16 protein-coding genes are annotated in these 17375 nt (G+C 61.7%); 13 read left to right on the forward strand and 3 right to left on the reverse strand.

Features of this window, described 5'->3' with window-relative positions; genetic code table 11:
• Positions 1 to 643: 643 nt before the first annotated feature.
• Positions 644 to 2056 (reverse strand): oxygen-independent coproporphyrinogen III oxidase, encoded by a 1413-nt coding sequence (gene hemN / locus LJ360_RS15510; RefSeq protein ID WP_091850060.1) that lies wholly within the window; start codon positions 2054 to 2056, stop codon positions 644 to 646.
• A 155-nt stretch (positions 2057 to 2211) separates the two neighbouring features.
• Between hemN and LJ360_RS15515 the strand changes: the two genes are divergently transcribed.
• A complete protein-coding gene (locus LJ360_RS15515; RefSeq protein WP_091850062.1) occupies positions 2212 to 3744 on the forward strand; it encodes a cryptochrome/photolyase family protein in 1533 nt (510 codons plus the stop codon).
• 12 nt (positions 3745 to 3756) lie between these two features.
• On the opposite strand, the gene LJ360_RS15520 is transcribed toward LJ360_RS15515, so the two are convergent.
• Entirely contained in the window at positions 3757 to 5445 is a 1689-nt protein-coding gene (locus tag LJ360_RS15520) for an HAD family hydrolase (RefSeq protein WP_091850064.1), read from the reverse strand.
• 92 nt (positions 5446 to 5537) lie between these two features.
• Between LJ360_RS15520 and LJ360_RS15525 the strand changes: the two genes are divergently transcribed.
• The 11 genes from LJ360_RS15525 (at position 5538) to selA (ending at position 15865) form a co-directional block, all read left to right on the forward strand.
• A complete protein-coding gene (locus tag LJ360_RS15525; protein ID WP_091850066.1) occupies positions 5538 to 5693 on the forward strand; it encodes a DUF2256 domain-containing protein in 156 nt (51 codons plus the stop codon).
• The gene (locus LJ360_RS15530; RefSeq protein WP_091850068.1) at positions 5690 to 7216 is read left to right on the forward strand and encodes an FAD-binding domain-containing protein; all 1527 of its coding nucleotides are present in this window, start codon (positions 5690 to 5692) and stop codon (positions 7214 to 7216) included. The genes LJ360_RS15525 and LJ360_RS15530 overlap by 4 nt, the downstream gene beginning before the upstream one ends.
• 89 nt (positions 7217 to 7305) lie before the next feature.
• The gene (locus LJ360_RS15535; RefSeq protein ID WP_091850070.1) at positions 7306 to 8142 is read left to right on the forward strand and encodes a cytochrome c oxidase assembly protein; all 837 of its coding nucleotides are present in this window, start codon (positions 7306 to 7308) and stop codon (positions 8140 to 8142) included.
• Complete coding sequence (locus LJ360_RS15540) at positions 8139 to 8747, forward strand: SCO family protein (protein ID WP_091850072.1); 609 nt, start codon at positions 8139 to 8141, stop codon at positions 8745 to 8747. The genes LJ360_RS15535 and LJ360_RS15540 overlap by 4 nt, the downstream gene beginning before the upstream one ends.
• Positions 8748 to 8891: 144 nt before the next feature.
• On the forward strand, positions 8892 to 10223 hold the full coding sequence (locus LJ360_RS15545) for an ATP-binding protein (protein ID WP_091850073.1): 1332 nt from the start codon (positions 8892 to 8894) through the stop codon (positions 10221 to 10223).
• Between the two features lie 140 nt (positions 10224 to 10363).
• Positions 10364 to 10702: a hypothetical protein gene (locus tag LJ360_RS15550; RefSeq protein WP_091850075.1), complete on the forward strand. Its 339-nt coding sequence runs from the start codon at positions 10364 to 10366 to the stop codon at positions 10700 to 10702.
• Positions 10703 to 10750: 48 nt separating this feature from the next.
• Positions 10751 to 12154: a sodium:proton antiporter NhaD gene (gene nhaD / locus LJ360_RS15555; protein WP_091850077.1), complete on the forward strand. Its 1404-nt coding sequence runs from the start codon at positions 10751 to 10753 to the stop codon at positions 12152 to 12154.
• An 18-nt stretch (positions 12155 to 12172) separates the two neighbouring features.
• Positions 12173 to 12622 carry a Cd(II)/Pb(II)-responsive transcriptional regulator gene (gene cadR / locus LJ360_RS15560; protein ID WP_091850079.1) on the forward strand — a complete coding sequence of 150 codons (450 nt, stop codon included), beginning with the start codon at positions 12173 to 12175 and terminating at the stop codon, positions 12620 to 12622.
• 79 nt (positions 12623 to 12701) lie between these two features.
• The gene (locus LJ360_RS15565) at positions 12702 to 13334 is read left to right on the forward strand and encodes a cation transporter (protein WP_091850081.1); all 633 of its coding nucleotides are present in this window, start codon (positions 12702 to 12704) and stop codon (positions 13332 to 13334) included.
• 113 nt (positions 13335 to 13447) lie between these two features.
• Positions 13448 to 14425, forward strand: a complete 978-nt coding sequence (locus LJ360_RS15570) for an NADPH:quinone reductase (RefSeq protein ID WP_091850083.1) — start codon at positions 13448 to 13450, stop codon at positions 14423 to 14425.
• A gap of 15 nt (positions 14426 to 14440) precedes the next feature.
• The gene (gene selA / locus LJ360_RS15575) at positions 14441 to 15865 is read left to right on the forward strand and encodes an L-seryl-tRNA(Sec) selenium transferase (protein WP_413774434.1); all 1425 of its coding nucleotides are present in this window, start codon (positions 14441 to 14443) and stop codon (positions 15863 to 15865) included.
• Positions 15866 to 15931: 66 nt separating this feature from the next.
• On the opposite strand, the gene LJ360_RS15580 is transcribed toward selA, so the two are convergent.
• Positions 15932 to 16411 (reverse strand): Lrp/AsnC family transcriptional regulator, encoded by a 480-nt coding sequence (locus LJ360_RS15580; RefSeq protein WP_091850087.1) that lies wholly within the window; start codon positions 16409 to 16411, stop codon positions 15932 to 15934.
• Between the two features lie 134 nt (positions 16412 to 16545).
• Here LJ360_RS15580 and LJ360_RS15585 point away from each other — a divergent pair, with 134 nt between their 5' ends.
• Entirely contained in the window at positions 16546 to 17166 is a 621-nt protein-coding gene (locus LJ360_RS15585; protein WP_091850089.1) for a LysE family translocator, read from the forward strand.
• Positions 17167 to 17375 lie beyond the last annotated feature (209 nt).

Genomic DNA, 17375 nt, shown 5'->3' on the forward strand with positions numbered 1-17375 from the left:
GGATGCGAAAATCTGACAAATCGCCGGTTTTCGGGCAGAAATCCGGGGTCAGAATGAGGGAGCGGCAGACCATACGAGAAAACCGGCACAGAGTCCAGTCTTTAGTGGGCGTAATATTAGCGTTCGACAGGGATTGGCGCTTAGTGCCAGCTTTAGGAGTTTGCAGTCTGAAGGCGGGGCTGGCGCTGGCGCAAGGGCGCTTTTTACGCCGCAATTCACGGCCCGTCCCGAGTGTCCCGTGTGGCCAATTCGCCGACCTTGCTAAAGCGACATCCTGTCGCAGCTCCAAAAGCGCCCTTGCCCCATCGCCGTCAGACTGCCTGCTGGCCGCCGGCAAGGACTAATGGAAATAAGGGTATTCGGTACCTTCGCCTGGTTAACCAGAATCGGAGCTGACAGTAACCGTTGAGATATCCAAAAGGTCACGGGTGTGAGGATGGGGGAGGTCTTTCAGAGCAGCGACATGGATGTCGCGGCAGCGTTGGGGTGGCAGGACGCCCCTCCAACGCGGCGGCGAAAGACCTCCCCCAGCCTTACACCGCCCCCAAAACCCACAGGCTACGAAGCCGACCTCCATAACCCGCAGGCTACGAACCCAAACTCCATAACCCACAGGCAATTGAACCCAACCCTGAAGCCGAAGTCAGATAATCCGAGAGAACCGCTGAGAAGCCCCTTCCTTCCGATAAAGATCGAAAATCTGGCAGATGGCCCGGATCAGCAGCCGGCCGGCAGGCTGAACCTGCAGCACACGGCCATCATCGCCAATCAATTCATCCTGGATCATCGGCTTCAGGCGACGCAGTTCGTCCGTAAAGTAGCTGTCAAAGTCTGCACCCCAGGCGGCCTGGAACTGTTCACGGTCCAGGCGGAACTGGCAGATCAGCTGGCCGATTACCCAGCGGCGGATCTGGTCGTCCCGGGTCAGGCCGACACCGCGAATGGTGGCCAACTGACCCGCGTCGATGGCCTGTTCCCAGGCCGGCAGGTCGTGGTTGTTCTGGAAGTAGGCATCATCGGTCTGACCAATCGCTGACACACCGAGAGAGACCAGGTCGCAGTCCGCATGGGTCGTGTAGCCCTGGAAGTTCCGGTGCAGCCGGCCTTCCCGCTGGGCGACTGCGAGGGAGTCGTCCGGCTTGGCAAAGTGGTCCATGCCAATGTATTCGTAACCGGCCTCCAGCAGGCGGTTGATGGTGTTGTGAAGAATGGTCAGCTTCTGCTGCGGGCTGGGCAGCGTATCCCCCTGGATACGGGTCTGGGGATAGAACCGGTCCGGCAGGTGGGCATAGCTGAATACCGAGAGACGATCCGGCGACATCTCGATCACCGACTCCAGGGTTTCGGCGAAGCTTTCCGGGGTCTGGTACGGCAGCCCGTAAATCAGGTCCAGGTTGATGGAACGGAAGCCGATGCGGCGGGCCTCGTTAAGCACGCCCTCGGTCATCTCCCGGGGCTGGATGCGGTTGACCGCTTTCTGCACCACCGGATTCACATCCTGCACGCCCAGGCTGATGCGGTTGAAGCCCAGCTTCCACAGGGTCGGCAGGGTGTCTTCATCCACTTCCCGGGGGTCGATCTCCACACTGTAGTCCCGGTCATCGCCGGACTGCAGGTTGAACAGTTCGCCGTAGCCCGCCATCAGGTGCTCCATCACATCCTTCGGCAGGAAGGTCGGGGTGCCACCGCCCCAGTGCAGTTGCTGGACCGGGCGGTCAGCGCCGAACAGCTTTGACTGGATAGCCGCTTCCTTCAGCACCCGCTCCACATAGGGCATGGCCTTGTCACGCTTCTTGGTGATGACCTTGTTGCAGGCGCAGTAGTAACAGAGGTGTGCACAGAACGGCAGGTGGGTGTACAGCGACACCGGACCACCCGCCGCCTTGCTGCGACCGGCTGCCTTCACCATATCGTCCACCCGGAAGTCCGGCGTAAACTCCACCGCTGTCGGGTAGGACGTGTACCGGGGGCCGCTCAGGTCGTAGCGACGGATCAGGGCTTCATCCCAGATAAATTCAGGCAGTGTGGATTCGGCAGTGGCCGGGGAAGCGGGCATGGCAATACTCGATCTGACGGGTGCATGGTGGTCGGCCAGTCTAGGATAACCAGCGTGGGGACATCTTGACCGACGTCAGGTTCATTATAAGGGGATGGGAGCTGAACCACCCTTGGGCTGATGGCGTACTTCGGGTATCCCTTAAGGAATAGACCATGGCAAACCTGATCCTGATTCTTGGCGACCAGCTCAGTCACCACCTCTCTGCCCTGGACGGGGCCGATCCTGCCCACGACCGTGTTGTCATGGCGGAAGTGCACGACGAGGCCAGTTATACCAACCACCACAAGAAGAAGCTGGTGCTGGTGTTCAGCGCCATGCGCCACTTCGCCCGAGAACTGCAGGCGAAAGGCTGGCAGGTCATCTACCACGAGTATGGCCCTGACTCACCCCACGAGGACCTGCTATCGGTTGTACAGGAGCAGGTATTGTCGCTCAGCCCGGATAAACTTGTGACCACTGAATGCGGCGAATGGCGACTGGATAACCAGATCCGCCAATGGCACGAAACCCTTGGGGTTCCCGTGGAAATCCGCCCGGATCGTCGCTTTCTTGCCAGCAAGGACGAGTTCGCCCGCTGGGCCGAGGGTCGCAAACAGTTGCGCATGGAATTCTTCTACCGGGAGATGCGCCGCAAGAGCGGCCTGCTGATGACGCCAGGCGACGAGCCGGAAGGGGGCCACTGGAACTACGACGCCGACAACCGGCGCAAGTGGAAGGGCCAGCCACCGGCCCCGGCACCGTTCCGGGTGGAGCCGGACGACATCACCCGGGACGTAATGTCATTGGTAGATCGCCACTTCAGTGACCACTTTGGCACCACCGACGACTTTCACTTTGCCGTTACCGCCGAACAGGCCCGGCAGGCCCTGGATCACTTTATCGACTTCGCCCTGCCCTGTTTCGGCGACTACCAGGATGCCATGGCGGACCAGGAGGACTGGCTGTTCCACGCCATCCTGTCCCCCTACCTGAACTGTGGCCTGCTGGACCCCATGGAGGTGTGTGAAGCCGCCGAACGGGCCTGGTATGCGGGTCAGGCACCACTCAACGCGGTGGAGGGTTTTATCCGCCAGATTATCGGCTGGCGGGAGTTCGTGAGAGGTATCTACTGGCTGAAAATGCCCACTTATGCCAAAGAGAACCGCCTGGGCAATGATCGCCCCCTGCCCTGGTTCTACTGGAGTGGCGACACCGGCATGCACTGCCTGCACCGGACCATCGACAGTACCCGGCGCAACGGCTATGCCCACCACATACAACGGCTCATGGTCACCGGCAACTTTGCCCTGCTGGCCGGCATCAAACCGGAGGAGATCTGCGACTGGTACCTGGCGGTCTATGCCGACGCCTACGACTGGGTCGAGCTACCGAACACCCTGGGCATGGTGATGCACGCGGACGGCGGTTACCTGGGTTCCAAGCCCTACGCCGCCAGCGGCAAGTATATTAACCGCATGTCCGATTACTGCAGTCAGTGCCGGTACAACGTCAACCACACCACGGAAGACGACGCCTGCCCGTTCAACGCCCTGTACTGGCACTTCCTGGACCGCCACAAAGACGATTTCAGCCGCAATCCACGCATGGTCATGATGTACCGCAACTGGCAGCGGCAAGACCCGGACCACCGCCAGGCCACCCTGGAGCGGGCCAACTGGCTGCTGGACCACCTGGACGAGCTTTGAGGTCTCCCCCTCTCAGGGAGGCCCTTCTTCGCAGGCCAGCACCAGCGCCCAGAATTCCGAGAAATCATTGACCACCACATCCGGCTTGTCCGGGTGCTTGTGGGTACCCGGAAAGATCTTGTTGAGCCAGGGCTGGTCCCACTGGGCGCCATTGAAAAACACCGAGGTAAGCCCGGCCCGCTTGGCGGCGATCACATCCGTGGTACTGTCCCCCACGTACCAGACGCTGGGGTCCGGCGGATAATCCAGTTTCTGGATGGCCAGCAGTAACTGGTCCGGGTGAGGCTTGCGCAAGGGGGTGTCGTCACCGCACACATCCACGTCAAACAGCTCTGTCCAGCCAGTACCCTCCACCGCCGCCAGTTCGTGCTCGAAAAACTCCCGGTCCCGGTTGGTGATGACGCCTACCTGGATACCCAGGCGCCGAAGCCCCTCCAGCACATCCCGCACCCGGGGCTCGAAGGCCTTGACCGTGCCGTAGTGTTCCCGGTAATGGCGGTTGAACGCCTTGTGGGCTATCTGCTTGGCCTCCTGGTCTTCGCCAAACAGCACCTCGAAGATGTCAGTGCGTGAGATTTTGCGGTCCGCTCGCACTTTCGGGTGTAGCCGGGCGAACTCACGCACATAGGCCACGAGGCGCGCATCGTCCGGTGTCTTGCTGTCCTCCGGCGCCAGCATCCGGTCCATCAGGCCCAGTTCACTGAACTCAGGCAGCATATCGTCCACCGCGTGGTACATGGCGTCCAGGGTGTCCACCAGGGTGGCGTGCCAGTCGAACAGGACGACCGCGGGCCGGATCAGCTTGACCACCGCCGGGTGCCAGTCCGGCTCGATGCGGGGCTGCGGACGCTCAGGGGGCGGGAACGGGCGTGGCCGCGCTTCCGCCGGGGTGACCGTCAAGGCCTCGGGATGGCTACGTTCCAGCAGGGCCAGCAGGTCCATCAGGTCCTCGAAGCTGTCCAGGATCGCCGCCGGCGCATCCCGGTGGCTGAACCAGCTGTCGATACGCCCGGGATCCCAGGCGGCGCCGTTATAAAACACACCGGAGACACCCGCCTTGTTGGCCGTGAGCATGTCCACATAGCTGTCGCCCACGTACCAGGCTCGCTCGTCCGCTGGCAGACCCAGTTTCTCCAGGGCCTTGAGAATCACCTGCGGATCCGGCTTGTATTCCGTTACGTCGTCGGCGCAGACGGTGGCATCGAACAGGTTTGCCCAGCGGCCTTCATCCACCATGCGCAGCTCCTTGTCCAGGAACTCCCGGTTGCGGTTGGTGGACACCGCCAGCCGGATTCCCATGGCCTTGAGTGCCGAAAGGTATTCATAGGCGCCGGGCTGGAACGGTTTCACCTGGCCGAAATACTTGCGATAGCAATCGTTATAGGCCCTGTGGGCAATGAGCTTGGCTTCCCGGTCATCTCCGAAGATGGCGTTGAAAATATCCGTGCGGCTGACACGGCGTTCCGCCAGGATGCGCGGATGCAGGCGACGGAAGATACGGATATAGCGCACCAGCCGGGCATCATCCGGCGTACGGCACTGATCCTCCGGCAGCAGCCGCCCTACCAGGCCCAGGTCTTCCAGCTGCGGCAGCATGTCCTCCATGGCGCTGAACATGGCGTCGTGGGTATCCACCAGGGTGCCGTGCCAGTCAAACACCATAACGGAAGGCGGTGGCAGACAGTCACTGAATCGCGCCATCGGGGAATCTCCTTGCAGGATTCTTCACAGACCCGTTTCCGGGAACCGAACGTAAGGTTTTGTTGTCTCTCAGTAAAACCCAAACTGCCACGATGCACAAAAAAAGCCGCTTACCCAGCAAGACCTGTCCCGTTTGCCTGCGCCCGTTCAGCTGGCGCCGGAAATGGGCCCGCGACTGGCCACAGGTACGCTACTGCAGCGAACGCTGTCGACGTAACCGGCAAAACCCCGGAGCCTCCACCCAATGACAACGGTTGTCTGGTTCAAGCGTGACCTGCGCACCCACGACCATGCCCCACTGGTAGAAGCCGCTGCGCACGGCCGGCCGGTCATCCCCCTTTATGTGGTGGAACCCGGGTACTGGCAACTGCCGGACACCAGCGAACGTCACTGGGGGTTTATCCGCGAATCCCTGGAAGACCTGGACCGCCAGCTTCGCAAGGTGGGTAGCCGCCTGCTGGTCATCCACGGCGACGCTCTCGATGTGCTGGGCACCCTGCACGCCCACTATGGCATCGGGCGCATCTTCTGCCACCAGGAGACCGGCGGGCAGTGGACGTTTGACCGGGATCGGGCGGTGCTGGGCTGGTGTCGCAGCCACGGCACCGAATACCGGGAATGGCAGCAATCCGGCGTCGTGCGCCCGCTGCCGGACCGGGATGAGTGGGACAGCCGATGGCAGTCCCTGATGACCGCTCCGGTGCTCGCGCCGCCGGAGCACCTGCCCATGCCGGCAGACCAGTTCCGCGACTGGCCGGATATCGCCACCCTGTCGATGCCGGATATCTCCCACGGCATGCCCAGCCCGGACCGCCAGGCCGGCGGTAGCGGCCATGGCGAGAAATTGCTGGCGTCGTTCCTCGACCGGCGGGTTGCCGGTTACCAATACAAGATCTCCAGCCCCAACACGGCCCCCAGGGCCTGCTCCCGCCTGAGCCCTCACCTGGCTTACGGCACGGTCAGCCTGCGGCATGTGTATCAGCAGGCACGGGCGACGGGGAATCACCAAAGCAGCCTGCCCCGCAAGCAGCGCAGCCTGGCCAGCTTCCGTTCCCGCCTGCACTGGCACTGCCACTTTATCCAGAAACTGGAAGACGAGCCGGAGCTTGAGTTCCGCGCCCTGCACCGGGATATGGAGCAGCTCAAGACTGGCCCGGACGATTCGGAACGCCTGCAGCGCTGGCAGCAGGGCCAGACCGGCTGGCCGCTGGTGGATGCCTGTATGCGGGCGCTGCACCATACCGGCTGGATCAATTTCCGCATGCGGGCCATGCTCATGGCCATTGCCAGCTACCAGCTCTGGCTGCACTGGCGCGAGCCGGCCCTGCACCTGGCACGATTGTTTACCGACTTTGAACCGGGCATTCACTACCCCCAGGCCCAGATGCAGTCCGGCCTCACCGGCATCAACGCCCTGCGCATCTACAACCCGGTGCTCCAGAGCCGCAAACTGGACCCGGAAGGTACCTTTATCCGCCGCTGGCTGCCGGAACTGGAAGGGGTACCCAACGAATTCATCCACGCTCCCTGGCAGATGACCTTCAGCCAGAAGCAACGCTTCGGTGGCGACCAGTACATCGACCCGGTCTGTGACCATGAGCAGGCCGCCCGGGAGGCACGCCAGGCCATGGGGGAATTTATCCGGCACAGGGTAAACGCCGAAGAGACCGAACGTGTGCTGGCCCGCCATGGCAGTCGTCGGCGGCAACACCAGCACCGGCGACCAGTAGCGAAATCCAGCGAGAACGAACAGCAACTTACCCTGTTCTGAAGCCGGGGTTCCGCTGCTCAGACTATGTTGCTATTCTCGGATGCCTGAGGCACTCCAATAACAACAGGCCAATCACCCGAGCTCCACCCATGAACTGGAACCTGCTGCTACCCTACGATTTCTCGCCACTGACAATACTGGCCTACCTTTTGGTGGCCAGCGGCTATATCGTGGCGCTTCGGGCCCTGCCCGGTGAAGAAAAACCCGGACCGGTGCGCATCTTCGCATTCTTCCTGGGCCTGCTGCTGTGCTATGCGGTGATGCAGACCCGGTTCGACTACTACGCCCAGTACATGTTCTTTATCCACCGGGGTCAGCATCTGATTCTGCACCACCTGGGGCCGGTACTGATTGCCCTGTCCAACCCCTTGCCGATACTGCGCTTCTGGCACCGGCAGCTGGCACCGGCCATGGGCGCCTGGGTGCTGCCCATCCGCTGGGGTTACAACGCACTGCAACAGCCGTTCATTGCTGCGTTCCTGTTTGCGGGGCTGGTGTATTTCTGGCTATGGCCGCCCATCCACTTCGACGCCATGCTCAGCCGTGACCTGTACTGGGTGATGAACTGGAGCATGCTGCTGGATGGCCTGCTGTTCTGGTGGCTGATCTTTGACCCGCGCTCTCCCCACGACACCCCGTCCCTGGGTTACGGCAAGCGAATCCTGCTGCTGGTACTGGTGGCAGTACCACAGATGGTGCTGGGGGCCTGGATCGTCTTTAACCGGGGCATGGTCTACGACGTGTACGAAGTGTGCGGCCGTGCCTGGCCCATGTCGCCCATAGACGACCAGCTTATCGGCGGCATTCTGACCTGGATTCCGCCAGCCATGATGAGTGTGGTCGGTATCCTGATCCTGATCGGCCGGGCCATGCGGGACGACCGTCCCAGACCCCGACGGCACGTTGCAGAGGAAGTAACACCATGAAATTCATAACCCTTTTCGCCCGATCCCTGGTGATCGCAGGCCTGGCGCTGGTGCTGACAGGCTGCCTGGATGAAGAACAACAGTGGAACGCCAAGGAAATCGACGGGATGCTGCCGGACCTTGAGTTCACGCTGACCCGCAGCGACGGCGAAACGGTCACTGCCGAGGAATACCAGGGCCAGGTGCGCCTGATGTTCTTCGGCTTTACCAATTGCCCGGACGTCTGCCCCGCCACCCTGTCCAAACTGACCCGGGCGATCAAGGCGATGCCTGCAGACCTTCAGGACGATGTTACCCCCCTGTTTGTCAGCGTCGACCCGAAACGGGACACGCCGGAGCGGCTTGGAGAGTATGTGAATTTCTTCTACGATCGCACCGTGGGCCTGACAGCAGACGAACCCACCCTGCGAAAACTGGCCAAGCGGTACCGCACCACCTTCGGTTACGATGAGCCCGATGAGAGGGGTAATTACAACGTCTCCCACAGTGCGGCCATCTATGTGTTTGATGGCCAGGGTAACGCCCGGCTGCTGTTGCGCTCGGACCTGCCCACCGACCAGATCACCGAGGACCTGGTCCAGCTGGCCCGCCAGGCCCGTTCCTGAGCAGGGCCGTCAGCTTCCGTTTCCTGACCCTGTCTCACCCGTAATGTCCTCCCGGGCTCCGGTGGTTCACAATATTCCACTGGGGTCAGATACCCCTTCGTCCGAATCCAGGGAAGTCCGAAGTGTAAGGGAGATGTACCTGTTATGAGCCGCTCCATACGCGCCAGCCTGTTTCTCATGGTGGCACCCTTTGCGGTGACCTTTACCCTGGTGGCCTGGGTGGTGGATAGTAAAATCGGGCCTTGGCTGGACCGCCCGTTGCTGCTCAATTGCACCGAGCGAGGCTTTGCGCCGTGGATCTGCAACGTACAGGATGGCCTGCTGGGCTGGATCGCCCTGGGTCTGGGGATGCTGGTTTTGCTCTCGGTCACCGCCCTGCTGTCCCTGAGCCTGTTCCGCACTCACCTGCGAAACCTGCAGCAGGACGTGATGGATTTTCAGAAAGGCCATCGCAGCCAGCTGACGGATGCGCCCCGGGAAATGCACCCGCTGGTGCAGCTGCTGAACCGGATCCTGCAATCGGCCCTGAAAGATCCGGCGGGGGCCACGTCAAGCCACGACGAACGACCGAAACCGCAACCGGGAGTCTCTGCTCCGGCCCCGGACCTCACGGTTGCGCCATCACAACCGCCTGAACCTGCTCCACCACCCAGCCCCGAGCCGGCAGCCAGGCGGAACCCGGAGCCAGCACGAACGCCCCGTCCGGTATTACCGCCAGAGGGACACCAGCCACGAACTGCGGAACCGGCACCTGAGCCAGCTCCGCGAACACAGCCGGACGAGCGGGACCTGGAAGTTTCCCTGCGGGAACTGGACGCAGACCTGGAACAAGCCCTTGCCGAGGCCGAGGAGGCAATTCCCGAGCCCGAGCCCAAACCAGACCCTCGAAAAACCACCCAACCAGAACAGGGAAGCGCCACCGGTAACCAGCCCGTGGACAGGCCCGGGCCTCCCCATGGCACGCGTGCGCAGCCCGCGGAACCTGCAAAGCCCACACCCCGCAAGAACGAGTCCTTCCCGGCCCGCAAATGCCGCAAGCTTATCGCGATACTGGGTCATCGGTATCCAGACGTGAACTTTGAGCTGATTACCGATGTGACCGAAGACGTTCCCTGGTCCATCCGTGAGGCGGAGCTGACCGAAGTCTTCGGCGAATTGCTGGATAACGCGGGTAAATGGGCGGCCTCCCAGGTGAACATCTTCCTGGCGATCAAGGGCAACATGCTGGTGTTTGGCGTAGCCGATGATGGCCCCGGTTTAGACCCTGAACTGGCATCACACCTCGGCGAGGAAGACTTCCGGGCGAAACCGGACCAGGCCCCCGGCCGCGGTCTGCCGGCGGTCCGCCGGGTAATCGACAGCCATGGCGGATCACTGGCCTTCGACCGCAGCCGCCTTGGCGGCCTCGAGGCCATTGCGGCCCTGCCCGGCGCACCGGTCCCGCGTCACGCAAGGGCGCCCGGGTTCCATCACTGACGGTCCTACGGGAATACCGTCGCCATCGCTAAATAGCCCTATGCGGGTCCGACGCGGTGTGATAGATATAGCGTCCACCAGAACCGGGCTGTCGGCGCCCCCTGTGCCCGCCCGGATGTCCACAGCATCAGGTATTGCCCGTGCCCGCAACGAAAACCGCCCCGACCACCCTGCGTCAACTGGCTGCATTCCTTGTGTTGTCGGGCATGGTGCTGTGGGGCGTACCGGACAGGCTGACCAACGACACCGGCGGTCCCGGCCAGGCCAGCAGCGCAGATGAATGCCTGATTGCCAACAGCCTGTCTGCCGACGGTATTTCCGGCGATATCATGGGACCTCCTCCGGTCCCAAGCCGCCCTCCGGAGATCCGGATCACCGAAGCGACGATCAATAGCGGAGCAACTCGACCGGCCTCCCGTCGCTCCGTCTACCCCGGGCTCCCAAGGGCGCCACCTCCCGACTTCGCCCTCAGCGTCTGATTCCCGTTTCGCATCAACATTGATCGGGGCAATCCCCGGAGTAAACGAATGAAAAAACACCTGTTGTTGCCGGCAGTTGGCTTGTTGTCGGTATCCGGTTCCGCGTGGGCGGCCGAAACCACCCGCGCACTTAACCTTATCCATCACCCGGCGGGCTACCTTGCCATCGCCATCTTCGTGATCGGCTACATCCTGGTCATGCTGGAAGAGAAAATTCACCTCGCCAAGTCCAAGCCCATGCTGATGGCCGCTGGCCTGATCTGGATCCTGCTGGCCGTTGTCTATAGCAACGCGGGCGTGACCGGTGAGGTGGAGGAAGCCATCCGCCACAACTTCCTGGAGTACGCCGAGCTCTTTTTCTTCCTGCTGGTGGCAATGACCTACATTAATGCCATGCTGGAACGGGGTGTCTTTGACCAGCTGCGCATATGGCTGTTGGGCAAGGGCTTTGGCTATCGCCGGCTGTTCTGGATTACCGGTAGCCTGGCCTTCCTGATTTCGCCAGTGGCGGACAACCTGACCACCGCGCTGATCATGTGCGCAGTGGTCATGGCCGTTGGCCGGGACAGCCCGGCGTTTGTCTCCCTGGCGTGCATCAACATCGTGGTCGGCGCCAATGCCGGTGGTGCATTCAGCCCCTTCGGCGACATCACCACACTGATGGTCTGGCAGAAAGGCATTCTGCCGTTCCAGGACTTCTTCCAGCTGTTCCTGCCCAGCCTGGTAAACTTCCTGGTACCTGCCCTGCTCATGCACCTGGCCCTGCCCAAGGGACAACCCATGGCCCCGGAGAGCCACAACAGGGTATTGCGCCCCGGGGGGCTGGTAATCTGTGGGCTTTTCCTGGCGACTATTGCCACCGCCATCAGTTTTCACCAGTTCCTGCATATTCCGCCGGTCTTCGGCATGATGACGGGCCTTGCCTACCTGAAGATCTTCGGTTACTTCCTCAAGCGCCACGAGGAATATCAGTGGCAGGAATCCTCGGAAACCCCACCCGGTGACAGTTCCAGTGAGCACAGTTTCGATGTGTTTGCCCATATTGCCCGCTCGGAGTGGGACACCCTGTTCTTCTTCTACGGGGTCATCCTGGCCGTTGGCGGGTTAGGGTTTATCGGCTATCTGGGCCTGATGTCCAACACCCTCTACGTGGACCTTGGCCCCACCACAGCGAACGTGATGATCGGCGTTATCTCCTCACTGGTCGATAATATTCCGGTGATGTTTGCCGTACTGACCATGAACCCTGACATGCCGGAACTGCAATGGCTACTGGTCACCCTGACTGCGGGTGTCGGCGGCAGCCTGCTCTCCGTCGGTTCTGCCGCCGGGGTCGCTTTGATGGGGCAGGCCCGGGGCCATTACACCTTCCTGAGCCACCTGAAATGGACCCCGGCCATCGCCCTGGGCTACGGTGCCAGTATCTGGGTACACTTCCTGGTAAACGGCTGATCAAAGAGGATGGCAGGCATGAAAATCGGCGAAATGACGGAACAGTCCGGTATCCCGGTGGAAACCATCCGTTATTACGAGAAGATTGGCTTGCTGCCTGCGCCGGATCGCCAGGCCAACGGCTATCGCAATTACCGCCAGTCGCATCTGGACCGGCTGCTGTTTATCCGCCGCTGCCGCAACCTGGACATGGCCCAGGAGGAAATCCGCGAGCTGGTTCGCCTGGCGGACCAGCCCGACGCCGACTGCAGCGAAGTGGACGCCCTGCTGGCCCGGCACCTGGGCCACGTCCGGGCCAGGCTACAGGAGCTTCGGGCGCTGGAGAAAACCCTCAGTGACCTGCAGCAGGCCTGCTCCCAGGGCCGCACCGTGGCTGAATGCGGCATTCTCGGAGGCCTTACCCAGGACCTGGACAAGGACTCGCCCCCTGGCCACAACAATCACATTCCTGGCAGCCATGGCCACTGAGACCTTTTTGGCCGCCAGGCTTGACCCTGTAGTACCTACAGGCCTTTGAATGGCATCAAACCATCAAGGGAGGATTGAAATGGCCTGCAGTTGCTCCGCACCGGAACCCAAGACCCCCAGCCCGGGATTTCGCCGGGCGCTCTGGATTGCCCTCTGGGTAAACCTCACCATGTTCCTGGTAGAAGGCGCCGCCAGCCTCCAGTCTGGCTCCGTTTCGCTGATGGCTGACGCCATCGACTTCTTTGGCGACAGCGCGAATTACCTGCTGTCGCTGTCGGTCCTGTCCATGGGCATGGTCTGGCGAGGCCGGGCGGCGATGTTCAAGGGTGCCACCATGACCCTGTTCGGCCTGGCGGTACTGGGCCGGGCAATCTGGGTCGCGCAAAGCGGGGCCACCCCGGAAGCCATCACCATGGGCGCGGTGGGCTTCCTTGCGCTCGCGGCCAACGTAGCCGTGGCCTGGATATTATTCCGCTACCGCAGCGGCGACTCCGACATGCGCTCGGTATGGCTGTGCAGCCGCAACGATGCCATCGGCAACGTGGCCGTCATGGTAGCGGCCCTGGGCGTGCTGGGAACCGGTACCGCCTGGCCTGACCTTGTTGTTGCTGCCATTATCGGTAGCCTGGCGGTGACCTCCGGCATCAGTGTGATCCGCCACGCCCGCAGTGATATCAGCGAGGCCCGACTGGCTGAGCATGCGCACCAGTGAGTCACCTCCCCTCCGGGGGCTGAAGGCCAACCTCCTTGATATGGCGTATGATGAATCGACGCTATCACTGAAACCGTCTCGAAACATCGAAACTACAATGAAGGAGCCCGGTTATGACCAAAGCCATTCGATTTTCCCGCACCGGCGGGCCGGAAGTGCTGGAATTCCTCGACATGGACACCAGGGAGCCCGGCCCGGGGGAAATCCGGGTCAGTAACCGGGCCATTGGCCTGAACTATATCGAGATCTATTTCCGCTCCGGCGTCTACCCGGTGCCCGGCCTGCCCTCCGGCCTGGGCACCGAAGGCGCCGGCGTCGTCGATGCGGTCGGCGAAGGCGTCACCGGTTTTGCCGTGGGTGACCGGGTCGCCTACGCCCAGGCACCACTGGGTTCCTATGCGGAGCAACATGTCCTGCCTGCCGACAAGGCCATCCAGTTGCCGGACGCGGTGGATTTCGAAACCGCTGCTGCCACCATGCTCAAGGGCCTCACCGTTCAGTACCTGCTGCGCCAGACCTGGCCGGTCAAGGCTGGCGAGACCATCCTGTTTCATGCCGCTGCGGGCGGCGTCGGCCTGATCGCCTGTCAGTGGGCCAGGGCCCTGGGGGCAAAGCTTATCGGCACCGTCAGTGGGCCCGAGAAGGCGAAACTGGCCCTGGACCATGGCGCCTGGGCGACCATCAACTACAAGGAAGAGAACATCGTCGAGCGGGTGCGGGAACTGACCGGGGGCGACATGGTGCCGGTAGTCTATGATTCCGTCGGCAAGGACACCTGGGAAACCTCCCTCGATTGCCTTCAGAAGCGCGGCCTGATGGTCAGCTTCGGCAACACCACTGGCCCGGTAAGCGGCGTCAACATCGGCATCCTCAACCAGAAAGGCTCCCTGTTCGTCACCCGCCCCAGCCTGGCAGGCTACGCCGACACCCGCCCCCGCTTCGAAGCCATGTGCGGCGAACTGTTCGAAATGCTGGCCAGCGGCGATATCACGGCAGATATCAACCAGCGTTTCCCCCTGGCCGATGCCGCCAGGGCCCATGAGGCGCTGGCGAGTGGGCAGACGACGGGGTCTACGGTGTTGTTGCCCTGAACAAGGCCTGGCCTGATAAGGAAGCCCCTGATGAATGCACTTTCGAAGCTGCCCTCGGTCAGCCAGCTGCTTGCCCACGACCGCATTGAGCCCCTGATTGATGCCCATGGTCGCGCCGTCATTACCGGACTGATTCGCGACCAGTTGGCCGCGGTTCGCGAAGCCGGAAGGAACGGCGCACCGATTCCCGAGGAATCGAGCCTGATCGACGGCATTAGCGAAGCAGCCCAGACCCAGGCCCTGCCCCGCCTGCGCCCGGTGTTCAACCTGACAGGCACCGTCCTGCATACCAACCTGGGCCGCGCCTCGCTGCCTGAAGAAGCCATCACCGCACTCGTTGAGGCGGCCCGCAATCCCTGTGCCCTGGAATACAATATCGAGGAGGGTGGACGGGGTGACCGTGACGACGTGGTCGAACAACTGCTCTGCGATCTTACCGGAGCCGAGGCAGCGACCGTCGTCAACAACAATGCCGCGGCGGTGTTCCTGCTCCTCAACACCCTGGCCCACAAGAGAAAAGTGGTAGTGTCACGGGGCGAACTGGTGGAAATCGGTGGCGCGTTCCGGGTGCCGGACATCATGAAGCGCGCCGGTGCCAAACTGGTCGAGGTCGGTACCACCAACCGCACCCACCTCAAGGACTTTGCCGGCGCCATCAGCCCGCGTACCGGCATGTTGATGAAAGTACACACGAGCAACTATGCCATTGAGGGCTTCACGCACGCTGTTCCGGAGCACGAACTCGCCAGCCTGGCCCATGAGCATGAATTGCCCTTCACGGTGGACCTGGGCTCGGGAACCCTGACCAACCTCGAACATTGGGGACTGCCCCATGAGCCCACTCCCCGCGAGAGTATCGAAGCCGGTGCTGACCTTGTGACTTTCTCCGGTGACAAGCTGCTCGGCGGCCCACAGGTGGGCATGCTGGTCGGCCGCCGCGACCTGATCGCCCGGATCAGGCGGAACCCTCTCAAGCGGGCGTTGCGCGTCGGCAAGCTGACCCTGGCCAGCCTGGAAGCTGTACTGCGCCTGTATCGTGATCCGGACCGGTTGGCACAGCGCCTGACCACCCTTCAGCAACTGACCCGGCCAGAGACCGAGATTCGTGAAGCCGCCGAGCGTGTATTGCCAGCCCTTCAATCCGCACTGGCGGCCCTTGAGGTAGACGTGGAGATCGTTCCTTTGCGGTCCCAGATCGGTTCGGGTTCGTTGCCAGTGGACCGCCTTCCCTCTGTTGGCCTCGCGGTACGTTCACGGGGGCGTAGCAGTGGCGTGCTCAACCGCCTTGAAGCGAGCTTCCGCCAGCTCCCCAAGCCGGTTATCGGCCGCATCGAAGACTCTGCCCTGCTGCTGGACCTGCGCTGCCTGCCGCCCGAACAGGAAACAGACTTCACGGTGCAACTGGCACAGCTGGACTTGCCTACGCAACCCGTACGCTGAGCTGCGGACCATCCTGACAGGCCCGGTGTCTGGCTTGGCTATCTTATGCCCCACGGGTCGCAAACATCAGGGCAGGTGCCGCAAAGGCAATGGTGACTGGGGTTTCACCGTCTGAATCGCGAAGTTGCTGCGAATATCCCGCACCCCGGGTAATTTCAGCAAGGTGCCCGTCAGGAAGTTCTCATACGCGCGCAGATCCGGTACCACGACCTGCAGGTGGAAATCGGACTGGCCAGATACCAGGTGCGCCATCACCACTTCCGGCAACAGACTCACGGCTTCCCGAAACGCCTCGGCTTCTTTCTCGCCGTGTTTCTCCACTTTGATATCAACGAACACCGTCAGGTTCAGGCCAACCTTTTCCCGATCCAGGATAGCACTGTAGCCACTGATAACGCCGGACTTTTCAAGCAGGCGCACACGCCTTGAGCAGGGGGATGGGGAGAGGCCAATATCGGCTGCCAGGTCGATATTGGCCAGACGCCCTTCTGCCTGGAGTGATTCCAGAATTTTGCGGTCGTAGCGATCAAATTTCATTATTGGCATCTTTCTTCTTTTACGTGGATGAGCTTAGTGATTCTGGCCAATATTAGCCTGATTCCTGGCGTATTAAGCAAACTTTCGCCACAGCATCTGCTATATGATTCTGGTCACCCCCACTCCGAGATAAGGGTGCACACATGGGTGACCTGGCCCTGTTTTGCTTTACGCTGGTAGCCATCTACCTGACACCCGGCCCCGACATGCTCCTGGTTCTCAGTACCAGCATGAATGGCGGAGCCAGGCAGGCCGTGGCGGTCAGCACCGGACTGGCCCTGGCCAGGTCCCTCCACGTACTGCTCGCTGCAATCGGCCTGGCGGCGCTGCTGCAAACCACCCCCTGGGCCTACCACGCCATCAGATTGGCCGGCGCAACCTACCTGCTCTACCTGGCGTGGCGGTTCCTGACACTGGACACCCCCACCATGCAAGCTGTGGAGGCCGCATCGGAATCCTCCCGCAGCCGATATCTGCGCTCATTCAGCCAGGGTGCCCTGACCAACCTGCTGAACCCGAAGTCGCTGATTTTCTGCTCGGTCCTGCTGCCGCAGTTTGTCGAACCGGCACAGGACGTGGCCTCCCAGTTCGCCACACTAGGACTGATCCTCGCCGTTATTGGTCTGGGATTTGACCTGGTTTATTCGCTGATCGGTAAAGAGATTGCAGCGTTTACCGCTTCCCACAAAGGTATGCAAAAGATGCAGAACCGGGTTGTGGCCGGGTTACTGGCGTTGATCGGGTTGAAGGTTGGATTGGCTTGATTTGCGCACCTTGTTAGCCGTTTTACTATCTGCCCGGATAGTGGTCTGCAGTTCTTGGGGGTATTGATCGAATAAGTCAGCTACTCTAACCCCATTGATCACAACGATCAGACAGCCCAGCGATCCGGATCCCGCAGGCGCGGACGCGCTTGTCCCTCATTTTATCGGGTAATACCGGGTAGCGAAGCACCAGACCACGCAACTTTTGC

The organism is Marinobacter sp. AN1, assembly GCF_026013985.1.
In the GTDB taxonomy this organism is placed as follows: domain Bacteria; phylum Pseudomonadota; class Gammaproteobacteria; order Pseudomonadales; family Oleiphilaceae; genus Marinobacter; species Marinobacter segnicrescens.

Excerpts from the sequence above, each read along its gene's own strand:
- hemN (WP_091850060.1), bottom strand. The coding sequence starts at position 2,056 with ATGCCCGCTTCCCCGGCCACTGCCGAATCCACACTGCCTGAATTTATC.
- LJ360_RS15515 (WP_091850062.1), top strand. The coding sequence starts at position 2,212 with ATGGCAAACCTGATCCTGATTCTTGGCGACCAGCTCAGTCACCACCTC.
- LJ360_RS15520 (WP_091850064.1), bottom strand. The coding sequence starts at position 5,445 with ATGGCGCGATTCAGTGACTGTCTGCCACCGCCTTCCGTTATGGTGTTT.
- LJ360_RS15525 (WP_091850066.1), top strand. The coding sequence starts at position 5,538 with ATGCACAAAAAAAGCCGCTTACCCAGCAAGACCTGTCCCGTTTGCCTG.
- LJ360_RS15530 (WP_091850068.1), top strand. The coding sequence starts at position 5,690 with ATGACAACGGTTGTCTGGTTCAAGCGTGACCTGCGCACCCACGACCAT.
- LJ360_RS15535 (WP_091850070.1), top strand. The coding sequence starts at position 7,306 with ATGAACTGGAACCTGCTGCTACCCTACGATTTCTCGCCACTGACAATA.
- LJ360_RS15540 (WP_091850072.1), top strand. The coding sequence starts at position 8,139 with ATGAAATTCATAACCCTTTTCGCCCGATCCCTGGTGATCGCAGGCCTG.
- LJ360_RS15545 (WP_091850073.1), top strand. The coding sequence starts at position 8,892 with ATGAGCCGCTCCATACGCGCCAGCCTGTTTCTCATGGTGGCACCCTTT.
- nhaD (WP_091850077.1), top strand. The coding sequence starts at position 10,751 with ATGAAAAAACACCTGTTGTTGCCGGCAGTTGGCTTGTTGTCGGTATCC.
- cadR (WP_091850079.1), top strand. The coding sequence starts at position 12,173 with ATGAAAATCGGCGAAATGACGGAACAGTCCGGTATCCCGGTGGAAACC.
- LJ360_RS15565 (WP_091850081.1), top strand. The coding sequence starts at position 12,702 with ATGGCCTGCAGTTGCTCCGCACCGGAACCCAAGACCCCCAGCCCGGGA.
- LJ360_RS15570 (WP_091850083.1), top strand. The coding sequence starts at position 13,448 with ATGACCAAAGCCATTCGATTTTCCCGCACCGGCGGGCCGGAAGTGCTG.
- LJ360_RS15580 (WP_091850087.1), bottom strand. The coding sequence starts at position 16,411 with ATGCCAATAATGAAATTTGATCGCTACGACCGCAAAATTCTGGAATCA.
- LJ360_RS15585 (WP_091850089.1), top strand. The coding sequence starts at position 16,546 with ATGGGTGACCTGGCCCTGTTTTGCTTTACGCTGGTAGCCATCTACCTG.